We start from the raw sequence: 24,862 nt of genomic DNA on the forward strand, positions 1-24,862 counted from the left end.
ATTAATTGCCGGCCGTGGAGGGAAGCATCTAAGTCCCTGAAGAACGGCGTCTTTTCAGGATGGGGAGCCGCAACTGCGAGATCCTGTCGTTGCTGCGAGGCAACAAAAAAGGGCGAATCAACGCCCTTTATTTGAGAGTGAGTATTCGCTAACTTTCGGCGAAATCACACCTGGGAAGGGGCTGCCGACGCGGCGACTCCGGTATCGGGGCCATCCGGGAGCGGCGTCGCCAGACCGTGTTCGAGTACGGCGATCACCTCATTGGCGAAGTCTCGATAGCGCATGCGGCCACCCGGTTTGAGCCAGGTAAACGTCCAGTTGATCATGCCGAACAGCATCATCGTGAGGGCGGTCTGGTTGTGTTTCGCCACCCGCTCGGGGAAGGCGCGGGAGAGTTGGCGCGCAAAGGCGGCCACGACATCGCGCTGGCGATTGAGCACGATCTCGCGTTGCTCGTCATTGAGAAACTTCACGTCGTTGAGCAGCGCGATGTGACGGGTCTGGGAGGTCTCGTACTCGTCCAGAAAGGCACGGATCAGCTCGTGGAAGGTGTCGCGCTCCGACAGGCCGCGTCGCTGACCGAGCGCTTCGACCTCGGTGACGATCAGCATCAGACGCTTGGTGTAGCGCTCGAGCAGATCGAAGAGGATGGCGTCCTTGCTGGCGTAGTAGTGATACAGGCGCGCTTTGGACGTGCCGCAGGCAGCGGCCAATTCGGACATGGATGTGCTCGGGTAGCTCGCGCGCGCAAAGGCGTCGGCGGCGACATCGAGAATCTGTTCGCGCTGCGATTCGTGATCGGGCGCTTTGGTACGTGCCATAAACGGGGGTTACTCCAGTCGTAAATCGCACGCGGCGGCGGCCGTGGTGTCGCCGCGTAGCGCTAGCCGGCCTGCCGCACCGAGTTCGCGGCAGCGCCACAAAAGAAAACTGTCGGTGGCGAAAAACCCTTCGATGCGCGGCATCAACTCACCGAGAAATGCGGCCATCGGCGTCCAGACGACCGGGGCGCGCGTCAGAATCTGGTCGTCGATTTCGGCAAACGTCGCGCCTTCGAACGTGTTGTGGACCCAGCGACGTACCTGCGTATTCACTTGCTTGAGCGCCCGCCATTCCAGCGACAGCCGGCCGATGCGCAACAAGGAAATCGGCGCTGCGCGTCCGAGCCGCCCGGCGAGCACCTCCGGCGCATACATGCCGACGCTCGTGCGCCGATGGGTGTCGGCCGCACCGCCGGTGGCGCCGCTCAGATCGCTGCCACGCAGCAGGACTTCGTTCAGCCGTCCGGGTGTGCCGCGCAGCATGAACGCCACCCGTCGCAATGTCAGTTGATCCGACGCGCTGTCGCCATGCCAGCAAACCACCGGGTTGTCGCCTTCGGCCAGCCGTTGCAGGGAAGCGAGTTCCTCACGCAACTCACCGGCGTAATCGCGTCCGGCGGACGGCATGACGCGCTGCCAGAAAGCGGCACGCTGCCGTTCGTTCTCGTCGATCTCGCGCAACGGGCCGACGGCCAGATCGTCACGCAGAACGAGGACGGGGTCGGCGCGTTGCGCTTGCGCCATCGCCGCGCGCAATTGCTGCGCGGCGATATCGCCACAGACGACATGGATGGTATTCATGCCCGGTAGTTTACGGTATTCCCGCAACCTCGGGTTGACGCTCCCGTAATGCCGGAAATAATCAGGGCATTGGCGGAATTTCGCGTCTGTTTCGCCTGCGATAACGTGGCGTTCGCATCCTACGGCAAACAGGCGTTCGACATTGGATGCCGTCGCCTCCTATCGATTCCCGTCGCGTCCTATCGCTCGTCGTAGCTCACCACGACGCGCTCCGTGAGCGGGCGTGCCTGGCACGTCAGCACGAAGCCCTGTTCGACTTCGTAGTCTTCCAGCGTGTAGTTCTTTTCCATGGCGACTTCGCCTTCGAGCACCTTGGCGCGGCACGTGCAGCACACACCACCCTTGCAGGCGTAAGGCAGCGACAGGCCGGCGGCAAGCCCGGTATCGAGAATGCTCTGGCCTTCGTACGGCTGGCGCAGGCGACGTTCCTTGCCGTCCATGACAACCACCAGCTCGGCCATCGGCGTGTCGTCCGTGATGACGACCGGCTTCACACCGGCTTGCGGCGACGGCACGCCGAAGCGCTCGACGTGGATCTTTTCCTTGGCAACGCCGGCCGCCGTCAGGGCCGCTTCGGCGGCGTCCATCATCGGGCCGGGGCCGCAGATGAAGGCCTCGTCGATGCTCGCTGCGGGGATCAGCGTCTCGAGGAACGCGGCGCACTTTTCTTCGTTGAGCAGGCCGTTGAACAGCTCGACTTCCTGCGCTTCGTCGGACAGCACGTGATACAGACGCAAACGGCCGAGATACGTGTTCTTCAGGTCTTCGAGCGCTTCGGCGAACATGATCGCCGGCACGGAGCGGTTGCCGTACACGAGCGTGAACTGGCTGTTGGGCTCGGTTGCCAGCGTGGTCTTGATGAGCGCGAGCATGGGCGTAATGCCCGAGCCGCCGGCAAAGCCGACGTAATGCTTGGCGTGGTCGGGCGACAGGCGCGTGAAGAAACGGCCGTCCGGGGTCATGACATCGATCTGCTGGCCCGGCTTCAACTGGTCGTTCGCGAAGTTCGAGAACTTGCCGCCCGGCACGCGCTTGATGCCTACGCGCAGTTCGCCCGAGGCTTCGTATTCGGGCACGCCGACACAGATCGAATAGGAGCGACGCGCTTCTTCGCCGTCGATCTCGGTCTTGAGCGTGAGGAACTGGCCTTGCGTGAAGCGATAGGCCTCACGCAGCGTTTCCGGCACCGTGAAGGCGATGGAGATGGCGTCGGCGGTCTCGGGCCGGATTTCGCGAATCGTCAGCGAATGGAATTGCGGGGTCGTCATCGTGGGCTTCCCAATCGGGTCAATCTGGCCAATCAATATGGCTTGAAGTAGTCGAACGGCTCTTGGCACGTGCGGCAACGGTAGTGCGCCTTGCAGGCGGTCGAGCCGAAGGCGGACACGACTTCCGTGTCGACCGAACCGCAATGCGGGCAGGGCACGCCGTCTTTCGGACGGCCGTAGAACGTGATCTTGCGCGGCGCATCGGCCGATACCGCTTGCGCGCCAGTGGGCGGAGCGATGCCATAGCTACGCAGCTTTTCGCGCGCTTCCGGGCTGATCCAGTCGGTCGTCCAGGCGGGCGCGAGCACCGTCTTGACGTGCCAGGGGCCGAGCCCTGCGCGCGTCATGGCAGCGGCGATGTCCTCGGCGATCTGCTGCATCGCCGGGCAGCCGGAATACGTCGGCGTGATCACGATCTCGAATGCCGTTGCGCCTTCCTCGTTCGTGACGACGCGCACGTCGCGCAAAATGCCGAGTTCGCGAATCGACACGACCGGAATCTCCGGATCGGGCACGGCTTCGAGCGTTTGCCACGCGAGCGGCAGCGACGCCTCCGAGGCCGGCGTCAGCACATCGGGCGCAACGGCAGGGGTGAGCGGCAGATTCGTCATCGCGTCGGCAAACGGGTTCGTCATGTGCATGAGGTGCGCGCGTGGCTTACCAGCTTGCGCCGGGGTGCTGGCGTGCCAGTCCCTGCATCTCGCCGAGCAGATAACTCATATGCTCGGAGTGACGCCCGAACTTGCCCGTGCTCTCGAAGGCGCCGCCGACCGGCGCGGTGAGCGTTGCTTCGGCGAGGGCGTCGTCGACGGTGGCCTGCCAGGCGTCTTTCAGGTCGGCCATCGTGACACCCGTGCCCGCAGCGGCAACGGCGTCTTCGAGGGCGTCGCGCTTGAAGATCTCGTTCATGTAAGGCACGAGATAGTCGAGGGCCGCCTGCGCGCGGCGGTGCGATTCTTCCGTGCCGTCGCCGAAGCGCACGAGCCAGTCGCGCGCGTGATGCAAGTGGTAATGCGCTTCCTTGACCGACTTCGCGGCGATGGCGGCAAGTTCTTCGTCCGCCGACTGGGCGAGCGCCTGCCAGACTTCGACCATCAGGGCGGAGTACAGGAAGTTGCGCACGATGGTGACGGCGTAGTCGCGCTCGGCGGCCGTGGTGCCTGCCGTCGGGCCGTAGTGGGGCAGTTCGACGAGCGTCCAGTTGCGGAAGGCGAATTCGTCGCGCCAGAAGGCGTAGTCGTCTTCCTGCTTCGTGAAGCCGGTGAGTGCCGTCTCCAGCTTGGCGGCGTGCTGATAGAGCATGCGCGCCTGGCCGATCAGATCGAGGCTCAGGTTCGTGAGCGCGATGTCTTCTTCGAGCACGGGGCCGTGACCACACCATTCCGCGTTGCGCTGACCGAGGATCAGCGCGTTGTCGGCGAGGCGCAGCAGATAGGACAGATGTTCCTGCGTCGGTTTCATGTTCTGGGGTCTCGCTTGGGGCGCACCGTCGGTGTGCGGACATCGCACGACGGCGCGCAGCCGCTTACATGTGGTTCACTTCTTCCGGCAACTGGTAGAAGGTCGGGTGACGGTAGATCTTGTCGGCGGCCGGATCGAAGAGTTCGGCCTTGTCTTCCGGTGCCGACGCCGTGATGGCGCTCGACGGCACGACCCAGATGCTCACGCCTTCCTGGCGGCGCGTGTAGACGTCGCGCGCCATGCGCAGCGCCATCTCGGCGTCGGCGGCGTGCAGGCTGCCGCTGTGCTTGTGTTCGAGGCCCATCTTGCTGCGCACGAACACTTCCCAGAGGGGCCATTCCTTGTTGCTTGCTTGCGTCATGATCGTTCCTGATGTCTTGTGAGGGGCGTTGCGCGCGCGTTGCGCCCGAACGTCTTCCCTGATCGCGTCGTTGTCCGGTTGCCCAGCTTGCCTGGGTTGCGTCAGGCGGCCTGCTTCTCGGCGCGCTGACGCTGTTTGGCGGCGTAGGCGAGCGCGGCTTCGCGCACCCAGGCGCCCTTCTCGTGGGCGGCCACGCGGGTGCCTACCCGTTCCTTGTTGCACGGACCGTCACCGCCGACCACGCGCCAAAATTCGCTCCAGTCGATCTCGCCGTAATCGTGCGCTTTGCGGGCTTCGTTCCACTTCAGGTCGGGATCCGGGAAGGTCACGCCGAGCACCTTGGCCTGTTCGACCGCCGCATCGACGAACTTCTGACGCAGGTCGTCGTTCGAGATGCGCTTGATGCCCCACTTCATGGTCTGCGTGCTGTGAATGGATTCCTTGTCGCTCGGACCGAACATCATCAGCACCGGCCACCACCAGCGGTTCACGGCTTCCTGCACCATGTCGCGCTGGGCCTGCGTGCCGCTCATCATCGCGAGCAGGGCGTCGAAGCCCTGACGCTGGTGGAACGACTCTTCCTTGCACACGCGGATCATGGCGCGCGCGTACGGACCGTACGAGCAGCGGCACAGGGGCACCTGGTTCATGATGGCGGCGCCGTCGACGAGCCAGCCGATCACGCCGACGTCGGCCCACGTGAGCGTGGGGTAATTGAAGATGCTGGAGTACTTGGCCTTGCCCGAGTGCAGGGCGTCGATCATCTGGTCGCGCGACGTGCCGAGCGTCTCGGCGGCGGAATACAGATAGAGACCGTGACCGGCTTCGTCCTGAACCTTGGCGAGCAGAATCGCCTTGCGCTTGAGGCTGGGTGCGCGCGAGATCCAGTTGCCCTCCGGCAGCATGCCGACGACTTCCGAGTGTGCGTGCTGCGAGATCTGGCGCACGAGCGTCTTGCGGTACTCGGCGGGCATGTAGTCCTGCGGCTCGATCTTCTGTTCGGCGGCAACGCGCGCGTCGAAGCGAGCCTGCTGTGCCTGCTCGGCCTCACTCAGGGCACGAACGCCCTTGGGGCTGTTGCCGGCCAGGTCGATGGCTTGCGTATACATAGAGGAAGGCCTCCGCGGCATGTGGGGATATGGAACGCATTATAAACCGACCGGCCGGTCGGTCAATAAATGTTTTCCATTAGGCCGAGGAGGTGTGCCGCGCGGGCCTTCCTACGATGGGAGGTTGGTGTCGATCCGCGTGAGCGTGTCCGGGTCGACAAACCGGAAGTGGGTGCCGTGCCCGTCGCAGCACAGGTGTCCGGCCGTCGGGAAGGGGAAATGGGCAGGAATCACCAGCGTGGGCTGATTGGCGTTGCCTTCGACAAAGGCGATGCGAGTGGCCGCCGACTGTTCGGGGTTATCGCAAAACCGCGTGCTCAGCGCCGGGTGGCGGCATTGCAACGGCGAGTGAAACATGTCGCCGCTCAGGATGGCGCGCTCGCCGCCGCTTTCGATGACGACACAGACGTGACCGGGGGAGTGCCCCGGCGTGGGCGTGAGTCGGACTTCGCCGGTGATCCGGTGATCGCCCGACACGATATCCGCGAGGCCCGCCTCAAGTATCGGCGCGATGCTGTCGTCCATATAGTCGCCGGTTCGCGCGATACCCGCGCGGCCGCCTTCGCTTCGCCAGAAGTCCAGCTCGGCGTCGACGAACAGATATCGCGCATTGGGAAAGCTGGGCGCCCAACGACCCTCGACCTTGCGCGTATTGCCCCCCACGTGATCGACGTGAAAATGGGTACAGACGACGAAGTCGACCTGCTCCGGCGGCGCGCCGCTGTCGGCGAGCCGCTGCAACCAACCCTGCGTGGCCTGATCGAACACTTCGCGCACACGCGATTTGCAGTCGCCGACACAGGTGTCGACGATGATGATCTTTCCTTCGCTGCGTACGACGAACCCCTGGATCGCCACCACGAGCTTGTCGCTCGCTTTGTCGAACCACGCATCGGTGTCGCCGCTGCGGATGTCGTCAAGCATCGTCTCGGTCGCATTCGGGAAGATTTCGCTTAGCGCGAGCAGCGGCGCGCAAGATTCCACAACGACGGTGACGACCACTTTCCCCACCTTCATTTCGAAGGCCATGGGTTGCGCGGTGTTCTCGGAGATTTCGTATGTCATGTTCGTGTGTCGCAGATCGACGGCCCGGGTGTCGCAGGCGCGCCGTTCGTCGGGAGGTCGGGAGGTCGGGAGGGCGGGAGGTCGCGAGATGCCTGGATGCGCCCGGATGTGCCCGACCCGCCTGAGCGGGCCGGTGCATCCGCTGGTCGCGACGTCAGAAGCGGTGACGAATCCCCGCGACGACGGCAGTCTGCTCCTTGTTGCTCGACGGCGCTGAAGCGAGGAACAGCACCGCCGTGGCCAGCGGCCCGGTCGCCTTCACATAGTTGACGTAGGCGTAGAGATCGGTCCGCTTTGACAGAAAGTAATCGACGCTCAACTGGCCCTGATTCCAGTGCGACGATGCGTCGATGCCGCCGTAATGGCCCATCGAGTAGACGTAGGCGGCCGACAGCGCGAGCGCCGGACTCACGTTGTACACCGCGGTGAGATCGAAGTTGTTCAGATGTAGGCTGGTGCCGTCCAGATACGAGTACCTGACATCGGACACGATGCCACCGAGGCGAGTATTGCCGAACGCGTACTCGGCGCCCCCGGCGACAACACGCTGACGCTCGACGCCGACGCTGGAATTCACCGGGCTCGTATGGAACAACTGAAACGCGCCGCCCGAATAATCGTCGCTCACGGCGCCTGACGGATTGGCGGTGCCCGGATGATCGATGTTCAGGTAGGTCACGGCATACCGTTGCCCACCCCAGGTGTAGTTGATGCCTGCGCTGAAAGCCCGGTTCTGTTGAAATGCCCCGGCCTTGTTGCTGAACGCGTACAGCGTTTCGAACTCCAGCCCGTTCCATTCCGGACTCTTGTACTTCACGGAATTGCTGTAGCGGAAGTTGCCTTCGATGTTGTCGTTACTGCCGATGCTGGTCGCCAGACCCGGGCCCATGGCCTGGGGTTCGATGCGATCCAGATAGTCCCACAGCACGTCGTACTGCCGCCCGATGGTGAGCGTGCCGTACGTCCGGCTCGACAGGCCCACGAACGCCTGACGCCCGAACATCCGCCCGCCCTGACCGAACTTGCCCTGATTGATGTCGAAACCGTTTTCCAGCGTGGCGACGGTGGCCCATCCGCCCCCGATGTCTTCATTGATGCGAAACCCCAGTCGATTGTTCTGATTCGCCCCGCTCACCAACTGAACCGTCGAGCTTCCTGACTGGTTGCTGAAATAGCCGATGCCATCGGAGATGATGCCGTAAATGGTGACGGAACTTTGCGCCAGCGCGGGCGCGGACACCGTCATGAGGATCGCGAGACATCCAAACCGGAGTTTCATAGGAACACCCGTATCGTTATCGAGTTGCGGGACGAGAAGTCGCCACATCGTGGCGGTCAGTTTTTTTGTTTATCTATAAGGACTACTAATTGCCTGCCGAACGGATATCGCATCCGTCGGCAGTCATTGACGCGTTAGATCGGCACGCTCGGCACGCGCTAAATCGGCATGCGTTAGATCGGCTTACCTTCGCTCGACGACCAGTTGCGCATCAACGTGTTGCTCGGCAAGCTCTCATCCATGAGTTTGCGAGAGGTTTCGATGCCTGCGACAGGCAAGCCGGTGGGATCGAGGAGACCGGTCTGTACGAGTACGGTGGCCTGATCCCAGTAGATGTGCTCGTTGTACAGCTTGTCGCCGCGAAAGCAGATCACCGCGAGCATGGCGACTTCGATGTATTTCCCGGTGGGCTCGATGCCCGGAAGCATCCAGTCGATCTCGCGGTCATGCGTTGCGCAGAAGATGAACTCATCGACGATACGATCGGCGCCAATCGTGCGCGATATCGGAATGAATCGCGTATCGGCGGGATTCGCATGCACGAAGTGATACTTGTAGAAGCGCTTGAGCTCGTCGTGGCCCACACCGCCGGTCATCGTCGGAATGTGATTGACGTAAGGGGCTTCGATCATGGTGGGCATGATCGCGTCGACGTCGCGTGAGTCGAACTCGTGATAGCAGTGCAGCTCCCAGAGGGCATTCAGGTCGTACACCGGACCCAGTACCTTGCGAAGCAGGCCGATAGTGCGCGAGTAGGCCATGATCGACGCGGGCTTGTTGTAGTGCTCACGCTCGGGCGTGGCGAACGCGTGGTCGCAATCCGCATACACGTAGTGCTCGATTTGCGGATTTTCCGACAACGCGGCGATCACCCGCTCACGCACGGCGGGCGGCGACAACGCATCGTTCTCGGCGAAGTGGAAGGCCATCGGACAACGGATCTGCGGCACTTCGTTCAGGAAGGCTTCGAGGCCAACGCCGTAGTAGCTCACAGCGCAATCGATGTCCGTTGCCGCCGCAGCCAGCATGGCCAGTTTGCCGCCCAGGCAATAACCGACGGCGCCGATCTTGCCGATCTGCTGGGGCAGTGCACGCAGCGCCTTGATGGTTGAGCCCACGTCTTCGATGGCTTTACCCAGATCCAGCGCTTCGTTCAGTTCAAGAGCGCGTGCGAAGTCGGCCTCGCCATAACCGAGTACGGTGCCCGGGGCCATGCGCCAGAACAGATCCGGCACCACGACAACGTAGCCTTCTTCCGCGAAGCGGTCGGCGGTCTCTTTCATGAACCCGTTGATGCCGAAGATCTCCTGCAACAGGATCAACCCCGGACCCTTGCCCTCCTTCGGGGTGGCCAGGTAGGCCGAGAACGACTTCCCGTCCTCCGCGGCGATTTCGATCGTTTGTCCAGTCATGACTTTCTCCTTTCCATGCGTAAATTCGATTCGGATGATTCAGATCATCCGGGCGATCGGTCAGCCGTTCGCAGCCAGTAACCGCAGCACGGCGCCTCGGTCTGTCGCCAACCCGGAGGCGATCTGTGCGGCCATGTCGCCGACGTAGACGTCGTCGGTGCCGTCGCCGAGCGCGGCCAGTGTGGCGAGCACGACTTCGGACGGCGCGAGCTTGGGCATGTCGTCAACGTCGCGCGACATATCGGTGTCTATCGCGCCGGGCATCACGGCAAGCACGCGCACGGCGTGCGCCGCGAGTTCGGCGCGCATGCCTTCGGTCATGCGCAGTGCGGCGGCCTTGGATGCGCTCAGCGACGTCATCGCGGGCAATGTGGCGCGCGCCAGAATCGACAGCACGTTGACCAGTGCGCCACCATGGCGCTTGAGCGCGGGCGCGAAAGCCAGCGTCATGTTCAGCGTGCCGAAGTAGTTCACTTCCATCTCCGCCCGAGCGGCGTCCACGTGACCGGCCGAGAAGGGCGGCACGCTCAGGTTGATGCCCGCGTTGTTGACCAGCAGATTGACGTCACGGGCGAGCGCCGCGGCGTGCGCGATGTCTTCGGCGTTGGTGACGTCCAGCTTCACCGGTACGACGCGGCTGTCGTGCGTGGGCACCGACGCGACGTCCCGAACCCCGGCGTAGACCTTCTGCGCGCCATGCGCCAGCAGCGTTTGCACGAAACATGCGCCGACACCGCGATTGGCGCCGGACACGAAAGCGATGGATCCTTCGACTTGCATGGGTATTTCCTCGTCGGTTCGGTATCAGATGGGCGAAGCCACGATGGCGCCGCCGGCATCGATGGTGAGGCGGACGACATCGCCCGCATGAAGCGCCGCGTCCGAACGGGCGATGACGATGGGGCCGGCCGAGCTGACGACACTCGCGAGATGAAGCGGTGCGGCGTTGGGCTGGCCCACTCGCTGGTGCACGACGGTGGCCTCTGCCACGGTCCCCTGAGCGAACGGCACGCGCTGCCAGTCGGCGCTGCCGCAATTCGGGCACAGGTAGCGCGCAGGGAAGAGCGTGTGATCGCATTGATTGCATTGAAAGACCGACAAGGTCATGACGTTTCTCCTGTGACGCCCTCGAGCACCACGGCATTGCCGCACATGCCGTAGCGGTACTCGACCATGCCGTAGCCGCTGACGACGGCAAGACGCGCGTCGGCAACCTGACGCTCACCGGCGCCGTGCCGCAACTGCGTCACCGCCTCGACGAGACCGTGCATGCCACCGGCTGCACCGGCCTGCCCGGCCGAGAGCTGACCGCCCGAGGTGTTGACGTTCAGCTCACGCGAGGCGATGCGCGCGAGCAGCGCGCGTATGTCGCCGTCGGGTGCGAATCCGAGATCGGCAAGCTGGATCAGCGCCATGACCGGGTAGTCGTCATAAACGGAAATGACGTCCATGTCGTGCGGTGCGACACCGGCCTGCTGCCACAGTGCCGGGGCCACGGAAGCCAGCGGTGTGGTCAACCCGTCACCGGCCTGATGATCCGTATTGAAAAGACTTTGCACGGCACGAATGCGCACATTGCGCGCTCGGCGAACCAGGTCCGCGCGCGCCACGATGATGGCGTTGGCCCCGCAAACGACCGGCACGCAGTCCAGACGCCGCAACGGGTCGGCGACCAGCGGCGCGTCCAGATAGTCCGCGAGCGTCATTGGGCTCCGATACACCGCGTTTGGGTTCTGTGCCGCCCAGCGCCGTTGCGCCACGCACAGCGCGCCGTAGTCTTCCGACGTCAGATCGAACCGTCGGGCATGGCGTTGCGTGAGCATGGCGAAGACCGCATTGGGGCCGCCCGTCTCCAGCGGTCTTAACCATTGACGCGTCGTCAGGTTGTAGTGATCGACCAGTTGCTTGAAGTCGGCCGCTTCGAAGCGGTCGCCCGAGAGCAGCGCAACGACATTGGCGTCGCCGCACTGGATTGCCCGCACCGCGTGCTGCAGCATGTTGATGGCACTCGCGCCACCATGACAGTCGTCCATGCACCAGCGCGGGCTCAGTCCCAGCCGCCACGCCATGTCGACCGCGTGGTCGGGCCCCAGGGTAAAGGAGGCGACGCCCAGACCGTCGATGTCCTTGATGCCGAAGCCCGACTCGGCCAATGCCTGCGAGAAGGCATCGGCGAGCAAATCACCGGTGTTACCTTCGGTCGCGCGCCGCTGGTAGGGAACTTCGACGCCGGCGGTGATGAGTGCGCCGCGAAAATCGCTGTACGTCATCTCAATGCCCCTGCCGTTGGCTTCGACGCGTGGTTTCCCGCGTGAACAACAGGGAGACGACCGTGACGCCACCCAGGAACATCATCAGCAGGGCGATGGGCCAGGAGGCGTGGTAATGCGCCAGCAGGGCGGTTGCGATCAGCGGCGAGAGGCCACCGGCGAACACCGAAGCAACTTCGTGACCGAGCGCCATGCCCGAGTAGCGCACTTCGGTGCTGAACAGCTCGCCCATCAGGCTCGGTTGGGTGCCGATCATCGCGCCGTGGCAGACCGCGTTGCCCAACATGAACGCCAGCCAGATCCACGCGGGCGTATGCGTGTCGAGCATCCAGAAGAACGGGAACGCCATCAGCACGAAGCCCATGGCGCCGATCATGTAGACCGGCTTGCGTCCCACACGGTCCGACAGGCGACCCCAGAAGGGAATCGTGAAGAGTTCGGCGATCATCGACACGATCAGGCCGCCCAGCATGATCTGGTTGGGCACGCCGATGAATTTTCCGTAGACCAGCGCGAACGCCACGACGATGTATGAACCGCCGTTCTCGGCCACACGCAATCCCATGGCCATCAGAATTTCCCTGGGATGCTTGCGAATGACGTCGAGCAACGGGGCGTGCACGGTTTTTCCGGCCGCTTCCGCCTTCGAGAATTCCGTGCTTTCCGGCAAGCGCGAGCGAATGTACACACCGACGCCGAAGATGACGATGGAAAGCACGAACGGAATGCGCCAGCCCCAGCTCAGGAAGGCATCCTTGGGCAACATCTGTACGGCGTAAAACACGGCGGCGGAGAGCACGAAGCCGCCGCCCACACCGATCTGGCTCCACGACGCGTAGTAGCCACGCTTGTCCGCAGGGGCAGACTCGCTGATCATCAGAACGCCGCCGCCCCATTCACCGCCGGCAGCGATGCCTTGCAGAATGCGCAGCACGATCAGCAGCACGGGAGACCAGAAGCCCGCTTGCGCGTAGGTCGGGAGCAGGCCGATCAGGAACGTGGCGCCGCCCATGATGGAAAGGGTCCAGACGAGCGCGCCCTTGCGTCCGAACTTGTCGCCGATGTGGCCGAAGACAATGCCGCCGAAGGGCCGCGCGGCAAAGCCGATGGCGAAGCCTGCGAAGGCGGCCAGGGTACCGAGCAGCGGATCGGTGCCGGTGGGGAAGAACAGCTCGCCAAAGACCAGCGCGGCAGCCGTACTGTAAAGAAAGAAGTCGTACCACTCTAACGCGTTGCCTATCACCGACGCGAACACAATGCGTCGAAGCGATCGTTCATCGACATTAGCCACCGTCCCGCCGGAATCCGGGCCGCTATACGTTTGCGTGCTTGCCATCTGAAGCTCCTGGTAGTGCACCTGTCGATGCACGCATGAGGTGACGTTGCGATTGCCCCGCACGCACCGTGTCGCTCAGCGAGGTGAGCACACGGTGATGGCGGGGCGGGAAACTCTGGGCATCAAAAACGCATCAGGACCGTTTGAGGCGGTATCCCGATGTCTCGAGATCCCACGTCGACGCGCTCACGCCGCATTCGCGCAGCTTGAATTTCTGGATCTTTCCGTTTTCCGTCTTCGGCAGGTCCGACACGATGTCGAGGTAGCGAGGCACGGCGAAGTACGGCAACCGTGGCTCGCAGTAGCGAATCAGGTCGAGCGGGTCGATGGTGTGGCCATCGCACGGCACGACGGCAGCCATGACCTCGTCTTCGGCGAGCGCGGACTTCACCGCAAACACGGCTGCGGTTTCGATGCTCGGATGGCTGAGCAGAACCTGTTCGACTTCGTACGAGGAGACGTTCTCGCCACGGCGTCGAATCGCGTCCTTGAGTCGGTCGACAAAACGGAAATAGCCGTCTTCGCTTCGGATGACGCGATCGCCGGTGTGGAACCAGAGATTGCGCCACGCTTCGACCGTCTTGTCGGGCATGCCGTGGTAACCGCTGGCAAAGGCAAACGGCTCGTTGGCGCGCAAGATCAATTCGCCGGGTTCGCCATCGGGCACCGGCATGTCGTTCGCATCGACCACGCGTGCCTCGAAGCCCGCCGCGAGCCGGCCCATGAAACCCACACGCTGCGCGCTCACGTCGCCGCCGATCACGCTGTTGGTCTCGGTCGAGCCGAACCCGTCGATCAGCGTGATGCCGCTGCGCTCGGTAAATTCGCGATGGAAGTTGCCGGGCACGCCGGGGGCGAGCGCGATGCGCACCTTGTGCTTGCGCTCGTTCGCGGACACGGGGCGTCCGAGCAGAATCGGCACCATCGCGCCGAGTACGTAGGTGACCGTCGCCCCGGTGTCGACCAGTGCGTCGAAGAATCCGCTCGCAGAGAAGCGGCGGTCGACGACCTGCATGGCATCGAGAATCAGGGCCTGGAAGAAGGTATTGAGCGCGTTGGTGTGAAACAGCGGCAGACAGGTATAGAGCACGTCGCCCTTGCCGATGCCGAGATCGCCGCCGGTGTTTCGTCCCCACCAATAGAACTGCGCGTGAGGGCATACGACACCCTTGGAAACGCCGGAGGTGCCCGACGTATACAGAATGGCAAACGGATCACCGTCCGAAAGATGCGCTGCGGCGACTGCGTCGCCCAGCGGCGGCACGGGCGTGGTGGGCCAGGCCGGCGCCAATGCGCCCGGGACCGGCTCGTCGATCAGCCAGACTTTCTCCAGACTCAGGTCATCCGCTTCGAGTGCGTTGACCGAATCCGCCAGCGCGGCTTCGGCAATGAGCAATCGGGCGCCGCTATTGCGAAGGATGTGCGCGAGCTGGAAGCCGCGTGAGGCCGTGTTGATGGGGACCACCACCGCGCCGAGCCATCCGCAGCCGAGCACCATTTCGATGAACTCGACGCGGTTGCCGCACATCAGCGCAACGTGATCGCCACGCTTGATGCCGTGAGCCGCGAGCGTGCCCGCACGACGCGCCGCAATCAGCGTGGCTTCGGCAGCGGTCAATACCGTATTGCGGTCGGAAAAGAGTGGTGTGCCCGGGTTTCTCGCGGTGCGAGCGCTGAGTAGCGCAGGGAGTGTCCGTTGAGCGCCCGGTGCCTGCGTTGCGGCCTCGGTTTGCGCCACGATTGTTTCGATGCAACCCATGTCTTGATACCCCTTCGATGAATGTCATGAAGTCTAGAAATGGGTAACATATCCGTCAAATGCATCGTAAATATCATCGTCATAAGTGCCATGGATATTAAAGACGTCGACCTGAACCTGCTTCGCGTATTTCATGCAGTCCTTGAAGAGCGCAACATCACGCGCGCGGGAGAGCGTATTGGTTTGTCGCAACCGGCGACAAGCTACGCGCTGTCGCGCTTGCGTTCCCTCTTTGACGATCCGCTGTTCGTGCGCACGAGCGACGGCATGTTGCCGACACCGACCGCAGAGCGTCTGGCGCTGCCGTTGAGTCGCGCGATGGTTTCGATCCAGGAAGTGCTCAATCACGACAAGGTGTTCGATGCGAAGACGAGCACGCGAATATTCAGGCTGTCGATGAGCGATATCGGTGTTCAGGTGTTCTTGCCGCGACTGTGTGAGGCGCTTCAGCACGTTGCGCCGCGCGTGCGGCTGTCCGTTGAACTTGTCGATGCGAGCGCGGTGGAGGAGCGGCTGAGATTGGGGCAACTGGATTTTGCGATTGGCAATTTGCCCACGCTCAAAGGCATGACCAACCACATCGTGATGTTCCGCGAGACGTATGCCTGCATGACACGCAAGCGGCCCGGCTTGCCCGCGCGCGTGTTGTCGCGGGAGCAGTTTCTCGCGATGTCGCACATCGCCGTGACGTCGACGGACTCAAGTCATTTTCTGATCGAAGAAACGCTTAATGGCGGAGGACTGCAACGACGGCTGGCGATCAGCGTGCCGCACTTTACGATCGTGCCGGAGATCCTCGAGCGCACCGATTGGGTCGCCACCTTGCCCAAGGGGGTCGCGCAGATCCTGAATGCCTCCGGGAAGTTTGCTATATACCCGCTGCCGATCGAGGCCCCGGAAGCGGAGTCGACGGTTCACTGGCATCAGGCGTTCGATGCCGACGAGGGAATACGCTGGTTTCGCGAGTTCGTCGTATCCGTGGTCGACGCGATCGGGATTGGCGGTGAGGGCAGAGGGAAGACCGCCGGCGGGCGTTCCCGAGCGAAAGCCCGATCCGCCCGATCCATCTGAGCGCCACGACCGGCAGCAAGGTATTTCGCGTGCGCTACGCCTGCGGCTGTCCGAAGTTCTCGCGGTACTGTTGTGGCGACACGCCGAAGCGGCGCTGAAACACTTTGCGCATATTGTGCGGATCGCCGAAGCCGCATTCCCACGCCACGGTCTTGAGCGGTGCGTTGCCGTTCTCGAGCATCACACGTGCCGCGTCCACGCGCGCGGCGCTGACGAACTCGGCGGGGGTAACGCCGGCGTCGCGCGCGAAGACCCGTGAGAAGTTGCGCACGCTCATTTTCGCTACGGCGGCCAGATCGCCGACCGACAGCGGCTCGGCCAGATGCGCCAGCACGTACTGCTGCACCTGCGCGACGGGCGAGGTCGGCGGCGCGTAGGGTGTGAGGTACGGACTGAACTGAGACTGCCCGCCCGCACGTTGCGTGAAGACGACCAGACGCTTCGCAACATTCAATGCCACTTCCTGTCCGTGATCCTGTGCGAGCAGATGCAGGCAGAGATCGATCCCCGCCGTCACGCCCGCCGACGTGTACAAACGCCCGTCCTGAATGAACAGCCGGTCGGCTTCGATGTGCGCGAGCGGGGCGCGCGCGGCCAACACTTCGACATCGTTCCAGTGCGTCGTCACGCGCTTGCCGTCGAGCAAGCCCGCCGCAGCCAGTATCAGCGCACCGTTGCAGATCGAGCCGTAGCGTCGGGCGCGCGGCACCATGTCGTAGAGCCAGCGATAGACGTTCGGCCCGAGATCCTCGGTCAACAGCGACGGCCCCCCCGCGACCAGCAACAGATCGACGTGACCGCTCACCGCCTGATAGTGCCGACGCGGCAACACCGTCATGCCGTTCGAGCACGCGATGGCGCCGTGCTGCGTGCCGATGACCTCGGTCTGATAGTGATCGTCGGGCAGCAGGAAGCGGTTGGCTTCCGCGAAGACATCGAGCGGACCGCTCACATCGAGCGACTGCACGCCGGGAAAAACCAGCAGGGCGACGTTACGGATCATGGCGATTTTGTGGGACGCAGTGAGTGGGGCCGGACACGGAGGGCGCGGGGTTGGAATTGGGGGGCAGTGATGGCCGTGATGGTCGCGATGGCTGTGATATGGGGGCATTTTGGCAGAAAGCGGCGCATCGGCAGCACCGCGGCCGGGCGCTGGCGCGAAGATGCCGCGGGTTGGCGCAAATGGGCCGTTCGCCTCACGCGGCGAAAGGCGGCCGCGCTTCGACAATCGTGACATTCGGCGAAGGCAACGGCTGTCGCCGCGTCTACCCGACCCTTCACCCCAACCCTTGCATCTCCATTTCCCCATGAGGTCATCGATGTCGAATTCAGCCAATTCCTCCCCCGTCCGTTACCCGGATGAAGCCTCGCTGGCCGAGCGTGTCGGTCCGGCATTCTCTGTCGACGGTATGCTTGCCGCGCGCAACAAGACCCGAGCCGCGATCGCCGAGATCGCACGCCACGTGCATCCCGGCATGGTCGAGGAAGACGCCGTCGTCATGGCAAAGCGTGTGCTGGCTGCGGCGGGTCTGGAACTGAGCTGGCACCCGACGCGTGTGCGTTTCGGCACGAACACCCTCAAGCCAATGCGTCAGCCTTCCGAACCGGGAGTCGTGCTCGGGGAAAACGACTTGTTTTTCATCGATATCGCACCGCGCTTCGAAGCATGGGAGGGCGACGGCGGTGCGAGCTTCGTCGTCGGTGAGCACGCCCAATACGAGCGCTGCGCGCGCGACGCCGAAACGCTCTTCCACGACGTGCGTGCGAAATGGCAGCGGGAAGCTGCCACAGGACAGGCGCTGTACGCCTACGCCGACGACGTGGCGCGTCGCATGGGCTGGACGCTGAATTTCGACTTGCCGGGGCACCGCGTATCGGACTTCCCGCACGCCGCCATCCATACCGGCTCGCTGGCCGACTTCGGCACAACGCCTTCGCCGATGCGCTGGATTCTGGAAATCCATCTGCGTGATCCGCAACAGCGCTTCGGCGCATTCTTCGAGGACATGCTGCTCGAAGACGCCTACTACTGACCGCTCACCGAATGAACTCGTGACCGAACCCGTGGTTGGATGGCCGTCGCCGAACGCTGTGGCATACGCGCTACGCGTAGCGGCAACGGCCATCATGTCCGTCGTATCCCCGGCGCTTGTTTGCTATACTGCGAACGATTCTCATTTGCAAAACGGTGCCTGAGCCTTGCGGCCACACCTGGCCCGGGGACAGGAGGGGCGCATGCCCGCCGACGACACGCTGCAACGCGAGACCACGTTGCGCAGACTCTACAGCGATCATCACGGCTGGCTTCATGGCTGGTTGCATCGCAAGACCGGCTGTTCGCACCGCGCGGCCGACCTCGCACATGACACGTTCGTCCGTCTGCTCGAGCGCGATCCGCCGGGCGGACTCCTGTCGCCGCGCGCGTTTCTGACGACGGTCGCCCAGCGCGTTCTCTATAACCACTGGCGTCGCGAACAGATCGAGCGGGCCTATCTCGAAGCCCTTTCCCAACAGCCTGAAGCGCTGGCTCCCTCGCCGGAGGAGCGCGCCATCGTGCTCGAAACCCTGTTCGAGATCGATCGTTGCCTCGATGGGCTGCCGCCGCTCGTCAAACGCGCGTTCCTGCTGGCGCAGCTCGACGGCCTCACGCATGCTGAAATCAGCGCCGAGCTGGGCATTTCGCTCGCGACGGTGAAGCGTCACCTGGTCCGCGCGGGCACGCAGTGTTTCTTCGCCATGGAGACGCCATGACGCGCGCGACCTCCGCCACGGCTTTCGACGCGGGCATTGCGCGGCAGGCGGTCGAGTGGTGGGTCACGCTGCAAAGCGACGATGCCACCGACGCGCTGCGCGCGGCTTGCTTGCGCTGGCGCGAGGCGCACCCCGAGCACGAGCGCGCGTGGCGTCATATCGAAGGGGCGGACTCACGAATGCGTCATGTGTCCGACACCTTGGGCGCCGCGGTGGCCCGGGCTACGTTGCACGCACCCCGCTCGCGCGGGCGGCGCATGGCGGTGAAGGCCATTGCCGGGGCCCTCTTCGTCGGCGCCGGGGCGTGGGTGGCGAGCGATCCGGTAGCGCTCCAGCGGCTGCGTGCCGACGCGCGCACCGGCGCAGGCGAGCGTCGTACCTTGTCTCTGGCCGACGGCACTACGCTCTTGCTCAATACGCGTACGGCCGTGCGCTTGTCGATGGATGGCGACGTGCGGGGCATCGCGCTTATCGAGGGCGAAATCATGGTCACCACCGGTCGGGACGCCGGCCATGTGCCGCCGCGTGAGCTGGTCGTGTCGACGGCGCACGGAACGCTTGCGCCGCTGGGTACGCGTTTCGTGGTGCGTCAGACGGACGAGGGCGGTGACACCTCCGTACAAGTCTTCGAGGGCGCGGTGCGGGTGATGCCGAAAGCGGGCGCCGTGGCGGGGACAGGTGCGACGCTTGGGCGAATCGTCCATGCCGGTGAGCAGGCGCGATTTACCGCCGGCGGCGTTGGGCCGGTACTGCCGTTTGCCCAGGGCGACGGCGCGTGGACGGATGGGATCTTCGTGGCGGCCGATATGCGTCTGGACGCCTTTCTCGCCGAACTCTCGCGCTACCGTCGCGGGTATCTGCGCTGCGACCCGACGGTGGCCTCGTTGCGCGTGTCCGGTACCTATCCGCTCGCGGATATCGATGCCATCCTGGGCGTGCTGCCGCATGCATTGCCAGTCGCGGTGACTGCCGTCACCCGCTATTGGGTGACGGTCGGGCCGCGCGGCTGATCGCGGTGAAGGATCGCGGTGAAGCGATCAATGGCAATGGATGGCGATCGATGTGCCGTATGGCATTTCCACACCTGTCATCGATTTTTTACGGTCAGTGAGCTGTTTTGTCGGTCTCGCGTGACAAGGGAAGTGAAACCTTTTCTCTTTAGCCAGTACGAGACTGACATCATGGCCGTCGCTTTGCCCGAATTCCTGTCTTTGTTGCGTGGCCGCGCTGGGTCGGTGGCCATCGGTGCCATTGGTGCCGCCGGCGCCGCCGACGTCCCCCGTTGGGATCGCCGTGGTATCTGCGCGGGCGTCGCGCTGATGTTCGCGTCGCTCGGATCGACCTTGATGGCCGGCGGCGTTTATGCGCAAACGCCCTCACCGTCAGACGCGGCAGCAAGTGTCGCCTCCGTTGCACGTCCCTATGACATTCCCGCGGGCTCGCTCGACACCGTGCTCGCGCGCTTCGGCCGGGAATCGGGCATTCTGCTGACGTATGCCCCCGCCCTGACCGCTGGCCGCCAAAGCCCCGGCGTGCACGGTCGCTTCGATGTGCCCGCGGCGTTCGGCCATTTGCTTGCAGGCACGGGATTGACGGCATCACCGCAAGGCGCGGGCTATACGCTGGTGCCGCAGGTGGCGCGCGCTGTGGCGACGCTCGCGCCCGACGGCGGCTCGGGCGATGTGGCGTTGCCCGCCACCCACGTGCAGGCGCAGGCGTGGACCGATGCGTACCGCATGCCGGTGGACGCCAACGTCACCCGCTCCGATACGCCCGTCCTGGACATCCCCCAGGCCATCAACGTGGTGCCCCATCAGGTGCTCGCCGACCAGCGAGCGCGAACGCTCGACGACGCGCTGGTCAACGTCAGCGGCATCGTGCAGGGCAACACGTTGGCAAGTACGCAGGACACGCTGCTCAAGCGCGGCTTCGGCGGCAACCGCGATGGCTCGATCATGCACAACGGCATGCCGCTCGTGCAGGGGCGCGGGTTCAACGCGAACGCAGATTCGGTGGAGGTGCTCAAGGGGCCGACGTCGCTGCTGTACGGGATCATGGACCCCGGGGGCGTGATCAACGTGGCGAGCAAGCGTCCGTTGCTCAGGCCCTATACGGCGGTGAGCGTGGCGGGCACGACATACGGGCACGGCAAGAACGGCGTGGAGGAGACGCTCGATACTACGGGGCCTATTGGCGATATGGGCGATATTGGCGATTCGCGGCTCGCCTACCGTCTGGTCGTCGACCAGAACAACCAGCAGTACTGGCGATATTTCGGCTCGCAACGTGAGACGCTCGTCGCGCCGACATTGGCCTATTACGGACGCGATACGCAGGTCGTCGTGTCGTACGAGTACCGCAATTTCCTCACGCCGTTCGACCGCGGCACGGCGCTCGATCCGAAGACGAACCGGCCGCTGGCGATTCCGGCGCGGGAGCGTCTCGATGACGTGCACAACGAGATGGCCGGACAGTCGCATCTCGCGCAGATCACGCTCGACCATCAGTTCAACGGGGACTGGAAGGCGCACGTGGGTTACAGCTACAACACCGAGACGTACGACGCCGGACAGCTGCGCATTACCGGTGTGAACTCGACGACGGGCATCGTCTCGCGAAGCAACGACGCGACGCGCGGCTCGGACAGCACCGACAGTTTCGGCACGGCGTATCTCGACGGGAAGGTCACGCTCGCGGGGATGCGGCACGATCTGCAGTTCGGCGGCGACTGGGAGTATCGGCGCATCTACCGGCGCGATCTGATTCGTCAGGCGGCGAAGTGCACGTTCTCCTATCTGAATCCGGTCTATGGTTGCGAGGTGATTCCGACGACGGTATCGGCCAGCGACAGCGACCAGACCGACACGCTGCACGATGCGTCGCTCTTTTTCCAGGACGCGATCCATGTCACCGACCGCTGGATTCTGGTCGGCGGGGTGCGTTTGCTGACCTACAGTCAGTTCGCAGGCAAGGGGCGTCCGTTCAAGGCCAATACCGATATCAGCGACTCGAAGTGGCTGCCGCGTGCCGGTGTCGTCTACAAAGTGCGGGACGACCTGTCGTTGTACGGCAGCTATTCGGAGTCGCTCAAGCCGACGTCCACCATCGCACCGCTGTCGACGGGCGTGGTCATCGACTCGAACGTGGCGCCCGAGCATGCGCGTTCGTATGAGGTCGGGGCGAAGCTCGACATGCCCGGTGGACTGAGCGGCACGCTCGCGTTGTTCAACATCGACAAGCGCAATGTGCTCGTGTCGCAGGCCGTGCCGGGGAGCAGTACGCTGGATTGGCGTACGTCCGGTGCGGCACGCTCGCGAGGTGTCGAGCTCGATATGTCCGGTCGGATCGGGCAGCGCTGGAATGTGATCGCGAGCTACGCATTCATCGATGCGAAGACGACGGACGATCCGCTGTACGCGGGCAACACGCTGGTCAATGCGGCACGGCATACGGCGTCGCTCGCGGGGGTGTACGACTGGGGGCCCGTGCTGGGCGACGGCGGCGGCAATCTGCGGCTCGGGGCGGTCGGCCGGTATGTTGGATCGCGTCCCGGGGACTCGGCGAACACCTTTACGCTACCGGCGTACTTCGTTGCCGACGTGTTCGCCACGTACGACACGAAAATCGGACGGCATCCCGTGCACTATCAGTTCAACGTCAGGAACGTCTTCAACAAGACGTACTACCCGTCCAGCGTCAGCCAGACCGTGGTGGCGATCGGCGATGCGCGCGCCGCGACGTTGTCGGCGACGTTCGAGTTCTGACGGCCGCGACGGGGCATCTGCGTCACGGAAAACCGCCGTTCCCGGGGTGTCGGGACGGCGGTTTTTTTGCGAGGTGTCGAAGGGGGCGAAGCGTTCGAAGAGTTTGACGGGTTCGAAGGGTCTGAAGACGCGGGCGGCGCTGGCAGGGGATGGCGTCGCGCTCAGAGGAAGTCGTCGCTCGGCAAAAGGGTGAACGCGCCGGCGACGGCATTACGTCCGAAAGTGGCGTAGGGCTCGACGTCGAAAGTCCGGGGCTGACCATTTTCCTCGCCGACCCAGCGCAGACTCGGCATGGTGGGTGGTGTCGGCGTGGGTGGGGCCGTGCGGACCGGGGCGAGTTCGACGCGGAAGCTCGTGCGAGGTGACGTTGCGCGCTCGAAGATTCTGGCCATCCGCTCGGCAAACTCCGGGCTGTGGATCACGATGGCCAGTTCGGTATTCAGGCGTACCGAGCGCGGGTCCAGATTGAACGAGCCCAGAACGACCGCACGCCGATCGATCACGTAAGCCTTGCCGTGCAGACTCGCGCGCGATGAGCCGCCGAACGTCACGCGTCGGGATTGGCGCTCGCCGTCGTCCGTGCGGATCGGCTTGAATTCGTACAACGCGATGCCCGCCTGCAACAGTGCCGGTCGATAGCGGGCGTAGCCGGCGTGGACCGGGACGACATCGGTTGCGGCTAGCGAGTTCGTCAATACGCGCACGTCGACGCCGCGTTGCGTGAGCGCGGACAGGAAGCGGACGCCGCCATCGAGGGGGACGAAGTAGGGGGAGATGATCAGAACTTCGCTTTGCGCGTGGGCGGCGAGCTGGCGAAGCTTTTCCCCCGGCTTGCTTTGGGTTTCGGCGACCGGGGCATCGAGCTTGTCGGGCGAGTCGGCTGCGAGTTCGGCGGGAGCCCAGAAGAGCGGGACGGCGCCGTTGCGCAGGCTGGCGGCCAGAGGCGGCTGATGGAGTGCTTCGCGCCCGGCGGGGACGTTCTCGGCGTCGCGCCAATGTTGGGCAAGCGCCTGGCGGGTGGCGTCGAGTGTCTCATCGTCGATCTTCGACTGGACTTGCTTGAGGGGGTAGGACTGCGGGCTCGTCCAGAAATGGTCGAAGCTGCGGGAAATGGCGTCCACGACCGGACCGGCGCACAGCAGATCGAAGTCCCGGAAAGAGAGGTCGGGATTCGCGTCGAAGTATTCGTCGCCCAGATTGCGGCCGCCCACGATCGCCACTTGGTTGTCGGCGACAAGCGCCTTGTTGTGCATGCGGCGGTTCAACTGGTCGAAGCGCGTGAGCAGATTGCCTGCGCGCTGGAGCAGTGTGGTGTCCCGGGTGCCGAACGGGTTGAAAACGCGGATCTCGATATTGGGACTCTCGTCGAGCGCGGCGAATGCGGGGTCGGTGTGACGGCGGTTGATGTCGTCCACCAGCATGCGAATGCGCACGCCCCGCTGAGCGGCATCCAACAGGGACTGGAGCAGCAGGCGACCGGTGATGTCTTCACCGGCGCTGTAGTACTGGACGTCCAGGCTATGTTGCGCCGACTGCACCAGCGCCAGCCGGGTCGTGAAGGCCGCGGAACCCGTTGCCAACAACTGGAAGCCTGACTGGCCCGGGTGCGAGCTCACGGCCGGGGAGAGTGCAGAGGCTAATGCGCCCGGCGTCGTCGCAGGGGTATGAGTGGTCCATTGAGATGGCTCAGGCGGCGGGCGCACCGACGAGCATGCCGTGACGAGCAGTGCGAGCGGAATGAGCCGCAGCAGGCGGCCGGGGACGATCAAGCGCCGTTGGCGTGCCGCGCACGGTTGGCCGGGCGAGGTGGGATGCCCGACGCTATGCGGTAGGGCGGGCGATCGGGAGGGCGACCGGAAGGCGCGCAAAGGAAGCATCTCAAACGCTCTTATATATAGAGAGGTGGGCCGGACAATGATGCTGCGACGCTGACACTGCCTTTCCATATAGGCAAGCTTTCAAGAAGCATATGCGATTTCATTCGTTGCGTCGTCGGGGGAGGCCCGGATACAGTGAACCCGTCTCCTCCATGTGTCCTGTCCCATGGATCTTGGCCCGCTCACGACGCGGGCCTTTTTTTGCCTTTTTCAGTCCTTTTCAAATTATTTTCACAAAGTGCTTGCCAGGGTCTCGGGTTTTCACTAATATCTCGTCTCTCGCAACGACAGCGACGCAGCGAAAGCAGCGGCGAGGTTGGGGCGACGGGCTGGAAAGCCCGGTGGTTGGTGGTTTTGGAGCTTGTGAGTCGCTGCGGCGACGAACGAAGAAAGCGAAAAAAACTGTTGACGACGACGAGAAGCTGCGACATAATCTCACTTCTCTGCTGCTGATGCA

General features: G+C 63.9%; 22 protein-coding genes and 1 pseudogene. 5 read left to right on the forward strand and 18 right to left on the reverse strand.

Annotated elements, in window-relative coordinates:
* Positions 1 to 164: 164 nt before the first annotated feature.
* The 15 genes from PCA31118_RS18505 to PCA31118_RS18575 all read right to left on the reverse strand — a co-directional run bounded on the left by PCA31118_RS18505 (position 165) and on the right by PCA31118_RS18575 (position 14,942).
* On the reverse strand, positions 165 to 821 hold the full coding sequence (locus tag PCA31118_RS18505; RefSeq protein ID WP_150626557.1) for a TetR/AcrR family transcriptional regulator: 657 nt from the start codon (positions 819 to 821) through the stop codon (positions 165 to 167).
* A 9-nt stretch (positions 822 to 830) separates the two neighbouring features.
* Entirely contained in the window at positions 831 to 1,622 is a 792-nt protein-coding gene (locus PCA31118_RS18510; RefSeq protein ID WP_150626558.1) for a DUF1835 domain-containing protein, read from the reverse strand.
* 179 nt (positions 1,623 to 1,801) lie between these two features.
* Positions 1,802 to 2,890: a 1,2-phenylacetyl-CoA epoxidase subunit PaaE gene (paaE, locus tag PCA31118_RS18515; protein WP_150626559.1), complete on the reverse strand. Its 1,089-nt coding sequence runs from the start codon at positions 2,888 to 2,890 to the stop codon at positions 1,802 to 1,804.
* Positions 2,891 to 2,922: 32 nt separating this feature from the next.
* Positions 2,923 to 3,501: a 1,2-phenylacetyl-CoA epoxidase subunit PaaD gene (gene paaD, locus PCA31118_RS18520; RefSeq protein ID WP_174990526.1), complete on the reverse strand. Its 579-nt coding sequence runs from the start codon at positions 3,499 to 3,501 to the stop codon at positions 2,923 to 2,925.
* A 46-nt stretch (positions 3,502 to 3,547) separates the two neighbouring features.
* The gene (gene paaC, locus PCA31118_RS18525; RefSeq protein ID WP_150626561.1) at positions 3,548 to 4,351 is read right to left on the reverse strand and encodes a 1,2-phenylacetyl-CoA epoxidase subunit PaaC; all 804 of its coding nucleotides are present in this window, start codon (positions 4,349 to 4,351) and stop codon (positions 3,548 to 3,550) included.
* Between the two features lie 64 nt (positions 4,352 to 4,415).
* Positions 4,416 to 4,712: a 1,2-phenylacetyl-CoA epoxidase subunit PaaB gene (paaB, locus tag PCA31118_RS18530; protein WP_044457358.1), complete on the reverse strand. Its 297-nt coding sequence runs from the start codon at positions 4,710 to 4,712 to the stop codon at positions 4,416 to 4,418.
* A 101-nt stretch (positions 4,713 to 4,813) separates the two neighbouring features.
* Positions 4,814 to 5,821: a 1,2-phenylacetyl-CoA epoxidase subunit PaaA gene (paaA, locus tag PCA31118_RS18535; RefSeq protein ID WP_044457357.1), complete on the reverse strand. Its 1,008-nt coding sequence runs from the start codon at positions 5,819 to 5,821 to the stop codon at positions 4,814 to 4,816.
* 111 nt (positions 5,822 to 5,932) lie between these two features.
* The gene (locus PCA31118_RS18540) at positions 5,933 to 6,886 is read right to left on the reverse strand and encodes an MBL fold metallo-hydrolase (RefSeq protein ID WP_150626562.1); all 954 of its coding nucleotides are present in this window, start codon (positions 6,884 to 6,886) and stop codon (positions 5,933 to 5,935) included.
* Between the two features lie 154 nt (positions 6,887 to 7,040).
* Positions 7,041 to 8,165 (reverse strand): porin, encoded by a 1,125-nt coding sequence (locus PCA31118_RS18545; RefSeq protein ID WP_174990521.1) that lies wholly within the window; start codon positions 8,163 to 8,165, stop codon positions 7,041 to 7,043.
* 173 nt (positions 8,166 to 8,338) lie between these two features.
* Positions 8,339 to 9,577 (reverse strand): dienelactone hydrolase family protein, encoded by a 1,239-nt coding sequence (locus PCA31118_RS18550; protein WP_150626563.1) that lies wholly within the window; start codon positions 9,575 to 9,577, stop codon positions 8,339 to 8,341.
* A gap of 60 nt (positions 9,578 to 9,637) precedes the next feature.
* Positions 9,638 to 10,357, reverse strand: coding sequence for an SDR family NAD(P)-dependent oxidoreductase (locus PCA31118_RS18555; protein WP_150626564.1), 720 nt, complete (start codon positions 10,355 to 10,357; stop codon positions 9,638 to 9,640).
* A gap of 24 nt (positions 10,358 to 10,381) precedes the next feature.
* The gene (locus tag PCA31118_RS18560) at positions 10,382 to 10,684 is read right to left on the reverse strand and encodes a Zn-ribbon domain-containing OB-fold protein (RefSeq protein ID WP_150626565.1); all 303 of its coding nucleotides are present in this window, start codon (positions 10,682 to 10,684) and stop codon (positions 10,382 to 10,384) included.
* On the reverse strand, positions 10,681 to 11,847 hold the full coding sequence (locus tag PCA31118_RS18565) for a thiolase family protein (protein WP_150626566.1): 1,167 nt from the start codon (positions 11,845 to 11,847) through the stop codon (positions 10,681 to 10,683). The genes PCA31118_RS18560 and PCA31118_RS18565 overlap by 4 nt, the downstream gene beginning before the upstream one ends.
* 1 nt (position 11,848) lies before the next feature.
* On the reverse strand, positions 11,849 to 13,183 hold the full coding sequence (locus PCA31118_RS18570; RefSeq protein ID WP_150626567.1) for an MFS transporter: 1,335 nt from the start codon (positions 13,181 to 13,183) through the stop codon (positions 11,849 to 11,851).
* A gap of 133 nt (positions 13,184 to 13,316) precedes the next feature.
* Positions 13,317 to 14,942, reverse strand: a complete 1,626-nt coding sequence (locus PCA31118_RS18575; RefSeq protein ID WP_150626568.1) for an ATP-dependent acyl-CoA ligase — start codon at positions 14,940 to 14,942, stop codon at positions 13,317 to 13,319.
* A 90-nt stretch (positions 14,943 to 15,032) separates the two neighbouring features.
* Here PCA31118_RS18575 and PCA31118_RS18580 point away from each other — a divergent pair.
* Positions 15,033 to 15,926, forward strand: a pseudogene (locus PCA31118_RS18580) (LysR family transcriptional regulator); the annotation flags it as partial.
* Between the two features lie 121 nt (positions 15,927 to 16,047).
* On the opposite strand, the gene PCA31118_RS18585 reads toward PCA31118_RS18580, so the two are convergent.
* Complete coding sequence (locus PCA31118_RS18585) at positions 16,048 to 17,016, reverse strand: GlxA family transcriptional regulator (RefSeq protein WP_150626570.1); 969 nt, start codon at positions 17,014 to 17,016, stop codon at positions 16,048 to 16,050.
* Positions 17,017 to 17,332: 316 nt separating this feature from the next.
* On the opposite strand from PCA31118_RS18585, the gene PCA31118_RS18590 reads away from it, so the two are divergent.
* From PCA31118_RS18590 to PCA31118_RS18605, 4 genes are all read left to right on the forward strand, one after another.
* Entirely contained in the window at positions 17,333 to 18,046 is a 714-nt protein-coding gene (locus PCA31118_RS18590) for a M24 family metallopeptidase (RefSeq protein WP_150626571.1), read from the forward strand.
* Between the two features lie 202 nt (positions 18,047 to 18,248).
* Entirely contained in the window at positions 18,249 to 18,764 is a 516-nt protein-coding gene (locus PCA31118_RS18595; RefSeq protein ID WP_150626572.1) for a sigma-70 family RNA polymerase sigma factor, read from the forward strand.
* Complete coding sequence (locus PCA31118_RS18600) at positions 18,761 to 19,774, forward strand: FecR domain-containing protein (RefSeq protein ID WP_150626573.1); 1,014 nt, start codon at positions 18,761 to 18,763, stop codon at positions 19,772 to 19,774. Before PCA31118_RS18595 ends, PCA31118_RS18600 begins: the two co-directional genes overlap by 4 nt.
* 309 nt (positions 19,775 to 20,083) lie before the next feature.
* On the forward strand, positions 20,084 to 22,528 hold the full coding sequence (locus PCA31118_RS18605; RefSeq protein ID WP_150626592.1) for a TonB-dependent siderophore receptor: 2,445 nt from the start codon (positions 20,084 to 20,086) through the stop codon (positions 22,526 to 22,528).
* A gap of 161 nt (positions 22,529 to 22,689) precedes the next feature.
* On the opposite strand, the gene PCA31118_RS18610 is transcribed toward PCA31118_RS18605, so the two are convergent.
* Positions 22,690 to 24,405, reverse strand: a complete 1,716-nt coding sequence (locus PCA31118_RS18610) for a phospholipase D-like domain-containing protein (RefSeq protein WP_150626574.1) — start codon at positions 24,403 to 24,405, stop codon at positions 22,690 to 22,692.
* 182 nt (positions 24,406 to 24,587) lie between these two features.
* On the reverse strand, positions 24,588 to 24,862 hold a 275-nt coding region (locus tag PCA31118_RS27210), incomplete at its 5' end, for a hypothetical protein (protein WP_217431283.1).

The sequence above is a fragment of the Pandoraea captiosa genome (assembly GCF_902459775.1).
In the GTDB taxonomy this organism is placed as follows: domain Bacteria; phylum Pseudomonadota; class Gammaproteobacteria; order Burkholderiales; family Burkholderiaceae; genus Pandoraea; species Pandoraea captiosa.